This window comes from Parcubacteria group bacterium, assembly GCA_041657845.1.
Lineage (GTDB): Bacteria > Patescibacteriota > Minisyncoccia > Moranbacterales > JAKLHP01 > JAKLHP01.
The window spans coordinates 1-14,129 of the sequence record JBBABD010000020.1; the positions used below are offsets into that span (position 1 = coordinate 1).

Sequence of the window (14,129 nt, forward strand, 5' to 3'; positions counted from 1 at the left end):
CTTCTTTTTGACTCATGATAATGCGATTGTCCATTTGGTTGATATTAGTGGTTAAACTAATATCATAACCTGCCGGGGCGGACATTTCTACTTCCCGCTACTAGGACATTATCATTTCCTTGTGACATTTTTTTTGGGATAAAAATAATTGTCATTCCTCAGTTCTTTCATCAGATCGGCATAAAATTTCAGATTATGTTTGCTGGCTAGGCGCATCGCCATCGGTTCTTTTTGAGAAAATAGGTAACGCATATATGCCTTGGAATAATTCCGGCACATTTCACAATCGCAATTTTCATCAACTTTCGAAAAGTCGCTTTTATATTTTTCATTATTGATATTTATTGTTTCATAGAATTCAGACTTGCGAGTTGAGATTTGAGAGTTGAGATTTTTTCTGATAAAAAGTCTTCCGTGTCTACCTTCCCTCGTCGGAATTACACAATCAAACATGTCCCACCCGAAAGAAACACATTTTACAATATCTTCCGGCGTTCCGATTCCCAAAGCAAAACGCAAAGAACCTTCCGGAATAAAACTAGCGGTTTTTTCCAAAACTTCTTCCATAATATTCCCATCTTCATCAATATGCCTGGCGCCAAAACCATAGCCGTCAAAGCCAATCTTAATCAAACCCTGGGCGCAATATTCTCGCAAATCAAGATATTCTCCCCCTTGGACAACTCCAAAAATAAGCGGCCGATTTTCATCTTTAAGTTTTCGGCTTTCAACTTGCCTGCTATATTCATCTTTGCATCGCTTCGCCCACCTGATCGTTCTTTCTACTGCCCTCTTGATTTTTTCCTTACTGTAATTGTTTGGCGGCGGATCGTCCAGGCACACCATCATATCCACTCCCAGATCAAATTGAATTTGAATTGCCTTTTCCGGAGTAAGAATATGTTTCGATCCATCCAGAGAAGAGCGAAAAATAACTTCATTTTCGGTTATTTTTCCCATTTTAGAATTTTTATGGATGAGGGAAAAGACTTGATATCCGCCGGAATCGGAAAGAAGAGGCTGATTATAATTCATAAATCCATGGATTCCTCCGGATTTTTTGATTAGTTCCATCCCCGGTTTGAGATAGAGATGGTAAGTATTAACCACCATCGGACCAATTCCTGTCTCTTCTAAATCTCTCTGGCTTAAAGAACGCACAAAACCTCTGGTGGCGTCAGGCATAAAAAATGGGGATTTTATTTCCCCGTGATTTGTTTTTAATTTTCCCCACCTTCTATTCTCTTTTTTTTTGATCATTTCAAACATAATATTTCTATTAATCTATAACTTCATATCTTCCATTTACGCTTGGATCTTCGGTGAGCCTATTATCTTTTTCTGGAATCTCGACTCGCACATCAACGCCAGTAAAATCATCTTTGGCCGTTAAAATCGAACTATTGAGAAGAAGCACTGTCCTCCTTATCTGATTAATTTGAGGCACAATGCTTATTTGAAAGCTCGCTTCTCTGACTGGTTTCGATATTCCAACTCCGTTATTCAGATTCCCCAAATTCCATTCTATTTGATTAGTTCTCTCGTTAAAAATTATTGCCTCACTGCTAGGTGAAATTTTTCCCAGCCATTTTACTCCGGATGGGATAGATGAAACAACTTTAACATCATTGATGTTATTGGAGACATTGATTATTTTCCAATGAATCGTATAGGAAGTTTCCTGTCCCACTTTCGGAGGAATCGGTCCGGAATTTTCAAAAACTGAATCTTTGTAATATCCTTCAACTCCCAGAACTACTCTTGAATTCAATTTCAGCGTTATCGTATTGCTTGCTATTATTTTGTTTGATCCTATAGGGCTAGGAATCGAGGGACTGTCAATTTTTGCCGTGCTTACTATGCTAAAATTTTTATCATTATCATTCTCAATAGGAATACGATTCATAACAGGAATGGAGAATGATATTTTTCCGCTATCTCCTGGAGCCAGATTAGCAAGTCCGGGAATCTCTGACGCTCTCCAAATAATCACTTTCCTTGAAGCATTATATGATCCATTTTTTAGATCTAATTTGGAGAAATCCAGAACCCTGCTGTCGATTTCTTCCGTTACAATCGCATCTCTTAAGGCTATATCTCCGTTATTTTTATATTCAATCGTATATTTTAGCGTTTTCCCGGCATCAACATTCAAATCTGCTTGTTCGCTTAGATATTGTTTTATGGAAAGAATGGTCGATGTTATTTTAGTTGTTGTTTCTTTTTGATTATAAACTATAAAATTTCCTCCTTCATCTTCATAGCCAAGATAAGCTTTGATAATTTTACTTTCGTCGCCAGATCCCTGAATATTTCCAGTGACAACAATTTTTCCGTCCTGATTCGGTTTTAAACTTCCCAAATACCAAACTCCATTCCCTTCCGAAGGAGCAAGATCGGAAGAAATAAATGAAAATCCCTCGGAATAATCAACTTTCAGCCTAACTCCATCGAAGTATTCAGCGCTTATATTTCTAAAACTAATCACATAATCAACTTTATTCCCACTGGCGATTTCCGACGGAGCTTGAATTTCAAGAATAAGCGGAGAAGAATTGATATTTATTCCTAATTGGTTTTTTGACTGGAATTTTGCATTAAGATTGCTGGGAACATATTCGAGTGTTGCGTTAAGATAAATAATAGAGTCTTTGGCTGCAAAAAATGTCCCGCTAATTTCAATTGTTTCTGTTGAATATCCCTTGATAGTGCCCAGCAAAATTCTGCTGCTGGAAAGATTGTCTATTTTCAAATTCTGGCTTTCTTTCGGTTTGAAATTCTCCGGGTAACTAAGCAGTATCTCAGCATTATTTAAGCTTGCTCTATTGTCATTCTTAAAGATTATTTTGTAGATTGAATTCTCTAAGCCATTAGATTGCGTCGGCCCTTCAATTTTGATTGAAACTCTTTCCTGGCTAAAAGCCGACTGTGTAAATTTAACATAACCCGTTATAAGAGCAGCAATAATAACGATTGCTCCGAAAACAATAGTTCCTAGTTTTAGAATTTTTTTTCTTTCAGGGTTTGCTGCATCATCTATTTTTTCCCACGTTTTTTCTTTCTTAAGACTATCCGCATTTTTGCTGGACGGACTAAAGGGATCGAACTGACTGTCTTCATGCTTTATTCCTTCAAAATGAAAATCGGGATCATATATTTTTTTTTCAAGATCATCTAAGGACATAAGAAATAATTTTCAATAATCAATAATCAATTTACAATAAATTTTCAATGATTTGATTTTCAATTTTCAAAATTTGATTAATTAAAAATTGCGACTTGATTGAAAATTGAAAATTGTAAATTACCTTACTATTTTACCAAATTTAACCCCTTCTAACAAATTTATTCTATCCACCTCAGAAACTCCCGTTTGATAATTTCAAGGTTAGCCAGATCTTTTTTTTCTGCTTTAAGCTTAATCAGCGACTTTAGGCTGTTTTGGAAAAAAATTCGAAGAATTTTTATAGCATTGGGATTAGTTATAACTCTTGTTTTCAAGCTTGCGATACATCTCTCACAAACAATTCCTCCTTGTTCAGGATCAAAATAGTTTTTTCCTTCTTTTACTTTTTCTTGGCAAAGAGCGCAATTCCCAACTTCAATTTTGTATCCCAATTCTTCAAAAAGCTTGAAAATGAAACCGAGAGAAATTATTTCATTTTTATCCCGGTTATTTTCTTTGGCAATCTCATTCATTGTTTCCAAATATTCTCTGAGCAACTTAAAAATTTCCTGATCCTTGTTTTCATCCTTTATCATTTTTCCCAAAAGATTAATGGAGTCAAAAACATTCCCAATGATTTCTAAATTTTTTCTGATTTCGGGAAAATTATTAATTATCAACGATCCGGTGATTTTCCCCATTCCCTGATTTTTGGCAACAAAAATCTCTGCCAAATTAAAATTCTCCAGAAATCCCGCCAGTTTCGCGTTAGCCTTGCGGACGCTCTTGGCCAAAACCCGAATTTTTCCCGATTCTAAAGTATAAATAGTATAAATCCGATCGGTTTCCCCAACATCTCTTTTGCTTAAAATTATTCCGGTGTATTTGTAATCCATAGGATAATTATACGATTAAATGGACAAATGAAAAAGGAGCCTGTTGCTTATGCAATTTGACTCCCTCTTTTTTCTCTTTCTCATCTTCATGATGCCAAACCTCCTTCAATGAAGACGAGTTTGCCTGCTTCTTTTTTTGCCAACAAATTTCTGACAAAATCGTCAAATGGCTCTTTATCCTTCCTCAAATAGAGAGAAAGGGTAAGGATACCTTCGACAAAAATCAACGAGACTAGAGCTAACATTACACTCATTTTCCCTCCTCGGTTCTTATTTTAAGCCTTTTTTATCGAAATTGTTAAATCTTCTTCGTTTATTTTAAATTCTTTCTTTAAATCCACATCTTCCATTTTTCCTTCATTCAGGCTATTTGCCAGCGTTTCCTTTTTTATCATATCGCCAAATCTCTCAAAAACCACCAACATTTCATTATACACCACTTTTATGCGATTGTCAACCTCATATCCTGCCTCTTTTCTCATCTCCTGAATATGGCGGATGATCTCCCGTGCCTGTCCTTCGAGTTTCAAATCTTCGGTAATTTCGATATCCAATTCAACATTTTCAACGTTTTCAACAACTACAACATTTTTGACATTTACTTCTTCTTTTATGATTTCGAATAAATCTTTCCTTAATTCATGATTCATAATTCGTAATTCATTAAGCGGTTGCCTGACTTTTATTCCGGCCTTGGCTCTAAGCTCCAGCCCTTTCGTAACAATATCACGAACTATTCGCATATCTTCATTCAGTTTGGAATCAATCAAAATTTTATCCGCTTTGGGAAATTCAGCCAGATGAACAGATTCTTCACCGGTCAAGTTTTTGTAAATTTCTTCGGCAATAAAAGGAGTGAATGGTGCCATCAATTTGGAAAGCTCAACCAAAACATACCACAAAGTCTGATAAGCTTCCTTTTTGTCTCCGTCATTTTCGCTCTTCCAAAATCTTTTTCTGGATCGCCTAATATACCAGTTGGAAAGATTATCGATGAATTTTGGGAATAGTCTGACAGCTTTATTGAGCTCATATTTTTCCATACTTTCATTTACGCCATTGATTAGCATATTGAGTTCGGAAACAATCCATTTATCTAACAAATTTTTAGGTTGTAGTTTGCGAGTTATAGAAGAATTAAATTTATCAATATTGGCGTATAGAACAAAAAATGAATATGAATTCCAAAGCATCCGAAAAATTCCGCGAACCAATTCCGCCACTTCTGATTCTTTGAAGTTAATAGTTTCCGCCGAAACAACCGGGGAACTCAAAAGATAGAAACGCAAAGCGTCGGCTCCGTATTTATCGAAAATTTCAGTCGGATCCGGATAATTGTTTAGCCTCTTAGACATTTTCTTTCCGTCTTCTGCCAAAACTATCCCGTTTGCAACAACATTATTGTAGGCTTTTGATTTTTTGATAGCGGTGGAAATAGCATGGAGATAATAGAACCAACAGCGTGTTTGATCCACGCCCTCGGCAATAAACTGAGCTGGAAAAGTCTGGTCAAAAGCTTCTTTGTTTTCAAAAGGATAATGCGCCTGAGCATACGGCATCGAACCCGAGTCGAACCAGGTATCCAAAACATCTGGAATTCTTTTCATCACTCCTCCGCATTTTTCACATTTGAAAGTTATTTTATCGACTATGTGCTTGTGGAGATCGGTTATTTTTTCACCCGATATATCTTCCAGTTCCTTGACTGATCCGAAAACTTTCATTTCTCCGCAATCGCATTTCCAAATCGGAATTACCGAAGCCCAAAATCTTTGTCGGGAAATTGACCAGTCGCGTGCGCCTTCCAGCCAGTTCCCAAATCGTCCTTCTTTCAAATGCGCTGGAATCCAATTGATATTTTTCGCATTCTCAAGCATTTCTTCTTTGATTTTAGTGATATTTACAAACCAAGAAGAAGTCGCGTAATTAATAAGCGGAGTGTCGCATCTCCAGCAATGCGGATAGCTATGCTCGTATTTTTCTTTCGAGAATAACAGATTATTTTTGGCCAGATATTTTATTACTTCAACATCGGTCTGTTGATGATCGCCTTCCGGTTTCACGCTCATTCCCGCAAAATCCGTCGCTTCTTGTTTGATAATCCCATCCATTCCGACATGTTGAACAAAAGGAAGCTTGCATTCCTGTCCCATTTTGGCATCATCTTCTCCGAACGCCGGCGCGATATGCACCACGCCTGTTCCTTCTTCAGTTGTCACAAAATCACCAGCATAAATCTTCCAGCCATTTTCTTCATTTTCTAATCCTTTTTCAAAATAATAATCAAACGGAGGTTTATATTTTTTTCCGATCATTTTTTTTCCTTTAAATTCTTCAACCATTTCAAACTCTTTTTCCTTAAGTGTTTCTGCAATTCTTTCTTTAGCTAAAATTAATAATTCATCTCCAGTTTTAACTTTTGCATAATTAATATCTTCTCCGATTGCTAATGCGACATTTCCGATAAGCGTCCAGGGCGTTGTAGTCCAAGCCAGAATAAAAGTTCCTGGCTCATCCTCCAGTTCAAACTTCGCAACTACCGAAAGATCTTTAATATCTTTATATCCTTCCGCCACTTCCGATTGAGAAAGAGTAGTTTCACAGCGTGTGCAGATGTACATTATTCGATGACCTTCGTAAATCAGTCCTTTATTCCAAAGTTCTTTAAAAACCCACCAGACCGATTCCATAAAAGGCAAATCCATTGTTTTGTAGCTATTTTCCATATCCGCCCAGCGTCCCAGACGATTAATAACGGTTTTCCATTCATCCACATATTTCAAAACTTTAGTTCGGCAAAATTCATTAAACTTATCCACGCCCATTTCTTCAATTTCTTTTTTGCGCCTTATCCCTAATTCTTTCTCGGCAATATTCTCAATTGGCAGTCCATGGCAATCCCATCCCCATTTCCTCGGAACTTTGAATCCTTTCATAGTCCAAAATCTCGGTACTGCGTCTTTCATCGTGCTTCCCACAATATGCCCATAATGCGGACTTCCGGAAGCAAAAGGAGGGCCGTCATAAAAACTATAAACCGGAGCATCTTTTCGATTCTCGACCGACTTTTCAAATATCTTGTTCTCTTCCCAAAATTTGAGCACTTCTTTTTCCATTTCCGGAAATTTCATCTTTGGATCGATTTTTTTGAATGACATATTTTTAAAATTTATAAAATAAAATCCCTACACAAAAAATGCATAAGGACGCTTTTGGCGTGGTACCACCTTAGTTTAGTATCTTGCATAGATACCCTTGATTATGGGCTATAACGGGCTTACCCGGCAAGTTCTACTGATCTACGCGACTTTCTTCTTGCGGCTCCAAGGCGATAACCTCTTCATTGCCTTTAAATTTGTATCTTGACTATACTATAATTACACTTTTTTTGCAAGATTCTTGTTCTTAGAATAAAATTCCCAAGCGGTATTAATTTCATCTTTAATTCCGGGAATAAAATCGATCCCTGACAAATTATTTATTGACTGCCATTTCCATTCAGAAAAAGCATCTTCTTTTATTTGAGGCTCTTTTCCGTTGACATATCCCTTTAAAAAACAGACAAATAAAATTCCGGGTATTTTTTTCTGGGGAAGGTTGGGGGTCTTCACTTCATAGGTTTTAAAAACCAAAACTCTTTCCGCAATAACGCCTAATTCTTCTTTTATCTTTCTTTTAATGGCTTCTTCGAAATTTTCTCCTTCCTTCACTTGCCCGCTTCCACATTCCCATTTTCCGGGATATAATTCTTTATTTTCTCTCCGCTTAGCAATTAAAACTTCGATATCGTATTCCGTTTCTCGAAGGCAAATTCCAGCAACATGAACTTCTATTTTGTGCTGTTTTATTTCCCGCATATTTATTGAAAGCTTTTATAAATTTCGATTGTTTCTTGGGCGGTTTTTTGCCAGTCGAATTTTTTAACTTGCTCCAAGCCTTTCTTTCTGTATTCATTCCTCAAATTTTCATCTTGGGAAAATTTAATCATTGCCTCTGTTATTTCCTTTTTATTCATTGGATCGACATAATAAGCCGCGTCTCCTGCAATCTCCGGAAGAGACGAGACTTTTGAGATAATCGCCGGTGTTCCGGTGGCAAAAGCCTCCAAAACTGTCATTCCAAATCCTTCATACAACGAAGGCATAACAAAAAACTGCGAATTTTTAAATAATGGCGACAATTCGTCTCCAATAATATATCCGGTAGAAATTACGTCTTTGCTAAGTCCCAAATCTTTAATAATCTGAAGATATTCTTTTGAAAGCCACCCTCTTTTTCCAGCTAAAACCAATTGATATTCGAATTTTAAATTGTTTCCTTGCACCGGCGAACTCAATTTTTCCTTAAAATCCGCAAATGCTTCAAGCAACCTGGTAATATTTTTCGAAGGTTCAAGCGTTCCTAAAAACAGAATATATTTTTTCGTTATTTTGTATTTCTCCAAAATTTTCTGGCTGGATATTTTTGATTCTTCAAAAAATCTTTTGTCTAGTCCGCTATAAATCACGCTTATTTTTTCTGAAGTAATTTTGAAAATATCTTCCACATCTTTTTTGGTCGACTGTGAAACTGCAATAATCTTGTCCGCTTTTTTTGCCATCAAATTATACACCGCCTTTTCTTTAGCTCCGCTTATTTTCGGATAGCATCCGGGAATTTTGTATATTGATAGGTCGTGAAAAGTCACCACGCATTTCCCCCGATAACTTGTCGGAATCCGGCTATGCGGCGAAGTAGAATGGAGCACGTCCAGTTTCTCTCTGGACAAAGTCGCCGTTCCTAAAATTTCACTGTAAGCTCCGGGAAGATACTTTTTGTAATCGGAAAAGGGATAAAATTTTATCTTGACATTCGGCTGATTAAATTTTTTAATATCTTTTTCCCTCACGTGAAAATCAAAAAACAGGACATATTCATTGATTTTGTCCAATTCTAAAAGATTTCTAATCAACTGATAAGTATAGTGACCAACCCCGATAGCTTCTCCCTTTTCGGGATTTAAAATTGTCCTCGCATCTATTCCTATTCTCATATGTATATTCTAGCAACCTTTTAACTAATAAACAATTACCACAAATTCTCCTTTAATTTTATCCCCATTTTCCTGATAATAGCTTAAAATTTCATCAGTATTTCCTCTTTTAATTTCTTCGAAAATTTTAGTAAGCTCCCTTCCTATAATAATACGCTTTTGGCATTCCAATAGTTTCAAAAGTTCCAAATTTTTAATAAAGCGATGCGGAGATTCGTAATAAATAACCGGATATTTTAAACTAATCACTTCCTTGAAAAAAGTTTCGCGTCCTTTCTTGTGCGGAGGAAATCCGAGAAATAGAAACTTCTGAAGATCGATTCCAGCAATACTAATCATTGAAGCCAGGGCTGATGCTCCTGGAATCGGATGAATTTCAATATTGTTTTTCACCGCTTCCGCCACCAGAATGTTTCCCGGATCGGAAATCCCCGGCGTTCCCGCATCAGTAACCAGCGCGATATTTTTTCCTTCTTTCAGTTTATTGATAATCAAATCGATTTTTTTGAGTTCGCTGTGCTGATGATAAGATATTAGAGTTTTTTGTATGCTATAATGATTTAGAAGCTTGCTGGTAACCCTGGTATCTTCGCAAGCGACATAATCAACACTTTTAAGCGTTTCCAAGGCTCTAAGCGTAATATCGCCCAGATTACCAATAGGTGTTGCGACGATATATAATATACCTCTACTCATAAATTTTCAATTATCAATAATCAACTTACAATGAATTTGCAATGAATCAATTTACAATGTTTGAAAATTATATAATTGAAAATTCATTGAAAATTGTAAATTGAAAATTGTAAATTAATTGATATGATTTTAACTACTCACGCTCTGGTCGGAGCAGTTATTGGAAAAAATATTCAAAATCCCTGGATTATAATTATATTATCTTTGGCTTTTCATTATATTCTGGATGCCGTCAGGCATGGGGAATATGTTGAAACTTTTGACAATAAAGTAGCCTTTAAAAATACTTGGTGGAAAATTGTTTTGGATTTTTCAGTCGGGTTAGCAATAATTCTGCTTGTAATCCGTTTTAAGAATTTTGATGCGATAACCGTCAGAAACATTTTTATCGGAATGTTTTTTTCCATGTTTCCCGATTCCCTTACCCTAATCTATTGGAAAACTCGCTGGAAATTTTTTGAGAAACTATATAAATTTCATTCTTGGTGCCACCGCCTTCCTCGATTTTCTCCAGAGAGAGAATGGAAACTCCAAAACGAAATTTATGAGATAGCAATAGGATTAATTATGACAGTTATTCTTATACTATTCTGATATTCCAGAATATATTGCACTTAATATAAACGCTAAGCTCTATAATTTCAAATTCCAAATGTCAAATTTCCAATCAAGCTCAAATGACTAAATGCCAAAATTTTTGGATTTTGAACTTTGACATTGATTTGACATTGGAAATTGGTAATTTGGATTTTTCTATAGATACTTCGCCGTCCAGCTTTTTTTGCATTTTTTGAGCTTGTCCGGTGTTCCTTCGAAAACAAGTTCTCCCCCTTTTTCTCCTCCATCCGGACCAAGTTCAATTACCCAATCGGCATTTTTGATAACATCCATATTATGCTCAACAACAATTACCGAGTTTCCTTTTTCAACTAATGTGTCTAGAACTTTCAATAATCTTTTAATGTCTTCGAAATGAAGTCCGATAGTCGGTTCGTCCAAAATATACAAAGTTTTTCCGGTCGATTTTCTGGCCAGTTCCGTGGCTAATTTTATTCTCTGCGCCTCTCCTCCAGAAAGGTCAGTCGCGCTTTGTCCTAATTTTAGATATCCCAGTCCCACTTCTTCCATTGTTTTCAGTTTCTCAAGAATAAGCGGATAGTTTCCAAAAAATCGGAGCGCAAAACTCGCATCCATATTAAGTATCTGCGCGATATTAAATCCCTTAAATTCAATTTCTAGGGTTTTTTTGTTATACCTAGTTCCGTCGCATCCTTCGCATTTCACATACATATCCGGCATCAGATACATTTCTATTTTCTTTTTTCCGTCTCCCTGGCAAACTTCGCAGCGTCCGCCTTTCATATTAAAACTGAACCGGCTAGCGGTGTATCCGCGATTTTTCGATTCCTCAAGATTAGCAAAAATATCCCTAATGTGAGAAAAAATTCCGGTGTAAGTCGCTGCATTTGATCTAGGCGTCCTGCCGATCGGACTTTGATCGATATTAATCACTTTGTCAATATATTCCAATCCTTTGATCTTCTGATGCTTTCCTGGTTCTGCTTTGGCTTGATAGAATTTTCTGGAAAGAGCCCTGGCAAGGATATCATTCATAATCGTTGATTTTCCGCTTCCAGAAACTCCACAAACGACCACAAATTTCCCCAATGGAAATTTGACATCAATGTTTTTCAAATTATGCTCAGAAGCTTTGATTATTTCTATTGATTTTCCGCTTCCCTTGCGAAAATTTTTCTTAGTAGAAACTTTTTCTTTGCCGGAAAGATAATCGGCAGTCAGAGTCTTTGAAGCCAAAAGCTCATTAAAATCTCCCTCAAAAACAACTTCCCCGCCATCTTCTCCCGCTCCCGAACCCATATCAATAATAAAATCGGAAGCTTTCATAATCGCCTTATCGTGTTCCACAATAATCAAAGAGTTCCCCGTATCCCGAAGAGATTTGATAGTGCTGATAAGTTTTTCCGTGTCCCGGCTATGAAGTCCGATTGACGGCTCATCCAAGACATAGACGATCCCCATCAGTTTTGAGTTAATTTGAACCGCCAGACGAATTCTCTGCGCTTCTCCTCCGGAAATTGTCTGAGAGCTTCTGGCTAGATTTAAATAATCTAACCCCACATTTTCCAAAGATTCTAATCGAGCCGTTGTTTCTTTCATTACAGAATGAATAATATTTTTTTCTTCTTCATTCAAAAGTTTCAAATCAAAATCAAAAAAGAAATTTTTTAGCTTGCTGATGCTTAAATTTACCAAGTCATCGATTGATTTCTCTCCTACCAAAACGGAAAGAAATTCCTTTCGGAGTCTTTTTCCTTGGCACTCCGGACAAATTTCCGTAATCATATATTTCTCTATTTCATTTCTCACATAGTCAGACTTGGTTTCTCGATATTTTCTTTCCAGTTCCGAAATTACTCCTTCAAAAGAAAATGAAACATTTTTTATGCCTCCCATATCTACAATTTTTTTGGTAATTTTTTCGTCATTGCTTCCATAAAGAACCAGGTTCATCTGCCAGGGAGAAAGTTTTTTGACTGGAATATCAACCGAAAAATCATATTCTTCAGCTAACGATTTAAGAGAAGAAAAATAGCTTCCAGAATTATTCAGCCTGCCATCTGATCGGCTCCAGGGTTTAATCGCCCCCTCGGCTAAAGATAGATTCTTGTTGGGGATTATCAGATCCGGATTAATTTTAAGTTTTACTCCGAGTCCCGAGCAATGATCACAAGCTCCTTCCGGATTATTGAAAGAAAAGTGGCGAGGAGAAATTTCCTTTATTTTCACTCCGCATTCTAGACAAATAAAATCACGATTATAATTCATTTCTTTCTCGTTGTCGGCCAGAATAACCAAAGATCCATTTCCAAGCTTAATAGCCGTTTCAATTGAATCTAGAATTCTTTCTTTATCAATGCTTTTGAGAATCAAAACCATCCGATCAACGACAATATCAATTTCTGTTTCCACATCGTTGCTAGCAATCAAAAGCCCTTCTTCGACAGTCATTATTTTCTTCATAAACCTCACTCGGGCGTATCCCAGCTGCTGAATCTGTTTTAGTATTTCTTTGGAACTTTTTGTGCTGTTTAAACTAGCGCTAATCGGAGAAAGTATCGCGAGCTGAGTTTTATCCGAAAGTTTGGAAATTTCCTTCAAGATTTCTTTGTTGCTGGTCCTTTTCATTAAGTTTCCGCAAGAAGGACAATGAGGCTTTCCGATTTTAGCAAAAAGGATGCGAAGATAATCGTAAATTTCCGTAAGCGTTCCGACAGTTGAACGCGGACTGCGGCTAATGCTTCTCTGATCGATCGCGATTGTCGGAGAAAGATTTTCAATCTTATCTACATCCGGTTTGGCGGACACATCTAAAAAATTTCTCGCGTAAGAAGAAAGTCCTTCCATATACCTGCGATTCCCTTCCGCGTAAATCGTATCAAAAGCCAAAGAAGACTTTCCGCTTCCGGAAAGCCCTGTAATCACAACGAATTTATCCCTCGGAATATCAATGTCAATATTTTTTAAATTGTTGACCTTCGCTCCCTTAATGATAATATGATCCCGCTTGGATAAATTATTGTTTGGCATAACTTTGATAAGAGAAGAATATTTAGCTAATGATAAATTGTATAGTATTTTTTGTGATTTGTAAAGGATTGTGGAAAAGATAAAAAAAGTGGGCAGGGAGTCCCTTCGGATCCGCCTGCCCTCTTATCGATAACCCGTCACTCCTTTTTGTAATCGACCATTCTGTTTGCATGCTCCATTGCCTCTTCAATTGTAATTCTAATGTTCCACATTTCGTTGGTAATGCGACTTAACCTCTCTTCCAGCACTTTTATGTAGCGGAAAGCACTTTCCATATCTTCCAAGACCTCTATCCGTTTGGCATTGCCGACGGTAACGCTTTCCGGAACATTCATCATGTGTGTTTTGACCTTGAAGCTACCGTCAGCGACATCCGGTTCAGATACAACAAGGCATGATGCAGATCTCATGTCTAAACCTTCCTCGAAATACACGTGGATGATTCTACTGGGTCGACAGTATTCCCTCACCTTTGTTATTGTGATTCCCTCGCCTTCGAGAATAATCATTGTCCTTACCTCCTCTTTTTTTTAATTTGTGCTACAAAAATGATTTGAACCCCAACTATTATTTATACAACTAAAATAAATATATGTCCAGTTCTGTACAGTTAACACCATGAGGTAACACTTGGTATAGTTAGGGGTAACACCTGTTAACTATTTAACCAATGGATATGCAAAAAACCAAGTACGACCGCAAGCAAAGGATTAACTGGTATCGGGAGGTT

The 14,129-nt window shown here is 36.8% G+C and carries 11 protein-coding genes; 1 reads left to right on the forward strand and 10 read right to left on the reverse strand.

Annotation, left to right across the window (positions count from 1 at the left end; genetic code table 11):
- Window positions 1-111: 111 nt before the first annotated feature.
- From tgt to rsmI, 8 genes are all read right to left on the reverse strand, one after another.
- A complete protein-coding gene (gene tgt, locus WC906_03735) occupies window positions 112-1,269 on the reverse strand; it encodes a tRNA guanosine(34) transglycosylase Tgt (GenBank protein MFA5777524.1) in 1,158 nt (385 codons plus the stop codon).
- A 10-nt stretch (window positions 1,270-1,279) separates the two neighbouring features.
- Window positions 1,280-3,184: a hypothetical protein gene (locus WC906_03740; GenBank protein ID MFA5777525.1), complete on the reverse strand. Its 1,905-nt coding sequence runs from the start codon at window positions 3,182-3,184 to the stop codon at window positions 1,280-1,282.
- A 161-nt stretch (window positions 3,185-3,345) separates the two neighbouring features.
- Window positions 3,346-4,062 (reverse strand): DNA repair protein RecO, encoded by a 717-nt coding sequence (gene recO / locus WC906_03745; GenBank protein ID MFA5777526.1) that lies wholly within the window; start codon window positions 4,060-4,062, stop codon window positions 3,346-3,348.
- Between the two features lie 86 nt (window positions 4,063-4,148).
- Window positions 4,149-4,316, reverse strand: a complete 168-nt coding sequence (locus WC906_03750) for a hypothetical protein (GenBank protein MFA5777527.1) — start codon at window positions 4,314-4,316, stop codon at window positions 4,149-4,151.
- Window positions 4,317-4,337: 21 nt separating this feature from the next.
- Window positions 4,338-7,220: an isoleucine--tRNA ligase gene (gene ileS, locus WC906_03755; protein ID MFA5777528.1), complete on the reverse strand. Its 2,883-nt coding sequence runs from the start codon at window positions 7,218-7,220 to the stop codon at window positions 4,338-4,340.
- A 219-nt stretch (window positions 7,221-7,439) separates the two neighbouring features.
- Window positions 7,440-7,919, reverse strand: coding sequence for an NUDIX domain-containing protein (locus WC906_03760; GenBank protein ID MFA5777529.1), 480 nt, complete (start codon window positions 7,917-7,919; stop codon window positions 7,440-7,442).
- 2 nt (window positions 7,920-7,921) lie between these two features.
- Window positions 7,922-9,094 carry a glycosyltransferase family 1 protein gene (locus tag WC906_03765; protein ID MFA5777530.1) on the reverse strand — a complete coding sequence of 391 codons (1,173 nt, stop codon included), beginning with the start codon at window positions 9,092-9,094 and terminating at the stop codon, window positions 7,922-7,924.
- Window positions 9,095-9,118: 24 nt separating this feature from the next.
- Window positions 9,119-9,790 (reverse strand): 16S rRNA (cytidine(1402)-2'-O)-methyltransferase, encoded by a 672-nt coding sequence (gene rsmI / locus WC906_03770; GenBank protein ID MFA5777531.1) that lies wholly within the window; start codon window positions 9,788-9,790, stop codon window positions 9,119-9,121.
- A 123-nt stretch (window positions 9,791-9,913) separates the two neighbouring features.
- On the opposite strand from rsmI, the gene WC906_03775 reads away from it, so the two are divergent.
- Window positions 9,914-10,384 (forward strand): hypothetical protein, encoded by a 471-nt coding sequence (locus WC906_03775; protein MFA5777532.1) that lies wholly within the window; start codon window positions 9,914-9,916, stop codon window positions 10,382-10,384.
- Window positions 10,385-10,543: 159 nt separating this feature from the next.
- On the opposite strand, the gene uvrA is transcribed toward WC906_03775, so the two are convergent.
- Entirely contained in the window at window positions 10,544-13,399 is a 2,856-nt protein-coding gene (gene uvrA, locus WC906_03780) for an excinuclease ABC subunit UvrA (GenBank protein ID MFA5777533.1), read from the reverse strand.
- 137 nt (window positions 13,400-13,536) lie between these two features.
- On the reverse strand, window positions 13,537-13,809 hold the full coding sequence (locus WC906_03785; protein MFA5777534.1) for a hypothetical protein: 273 nt from the start codon (window positions 13,807-13,809) through the stop codon (window positions 13,537-13,539).
- Window positions 13,810-14,129: the final 320 nt, after the last annotated feature.

What these genes read in the sequence shown, in the direction of transcription:
- WC906_03765 (MFA5777530.1), bottom strand. Translation starts at nt 9,094, where the DNA reads ATGAGAATAGGAATAGATGCGAGGACAATTTTAAATCCCGAAAAGGGA.
- WC906_03760 (MFA5777529.1), bottom strand. Translation starts at nt 7,919, where the DNA reads ATGCGGGAAATAAAACAGCACAAAATAGAAGTTCATGTTGCTGGAATT.
- WC906_03740 (MFA5777525.1), bottom strand. Translation starts at nt 3,184, where the DNA reads ATGTCCTTAGATGATCTTGAAAAAAAAATATATGATCCCGATTTTCAT.
- uvrA (MFA5777533.1), bottom strand. Translation starts at nt 13,399, where the DNA reads ATGCCAAACAATAATTTATCCAAGCGGGATCATATTATCATTAAGGGA.
- tgt (MFA5777524.1), bottom strand. Translation starts at nt 1,269, where the DNA reads ATGTTTGAAATGATCAAAAAAAAAGAGAATAGAAGGTGGGGAAAATTA.
- WC906_03750 (MFA5777527.1), bottom strand. Translation starts at nt 4,316, where the DNA reads ATGAGTGTAATGTTAGCTCTAGTCTCGTTGATTTTTGTCGAAGGTATC.
- rsmI (MFA5777531.1), bottom strand. Translation starts at nt 9,790, where the DNA reads ATGAGTAGAGGTATATTATATATCGTCGCAACACCTATTGGTAATCTG.
- recO (MFA5777526.1), bottom strand. Translation starts at nt 4,062, where the DNA reads ATGGATTACAAATACACCGGAATAATTTTAAGCAAAAGAGATGTTGGG.
- ileS (MFA5777528.1), bottom strand. Translation starts at nt 7,220, where the DNA reads ATGTCATTCAAAAAAATCGATCCAAAGATGAAATTTCCGGAAATGGAA.
- WC906_03785 (MFA5777534.1), bottom strand. Translation starts at nt 13,809, where the DNA reads ATGAGATCTGCATCATGCCTTGTTGTATCTGAACCGGATGTCGCTGAC.
- WC906_03775 (MFA5777532.1), top strand. Translation starts at nt 9,914, where the DNA reads ATGATTTTAACTACTCACGCTCTGGTCGGAGCAGTTATTGGAAAAAAT.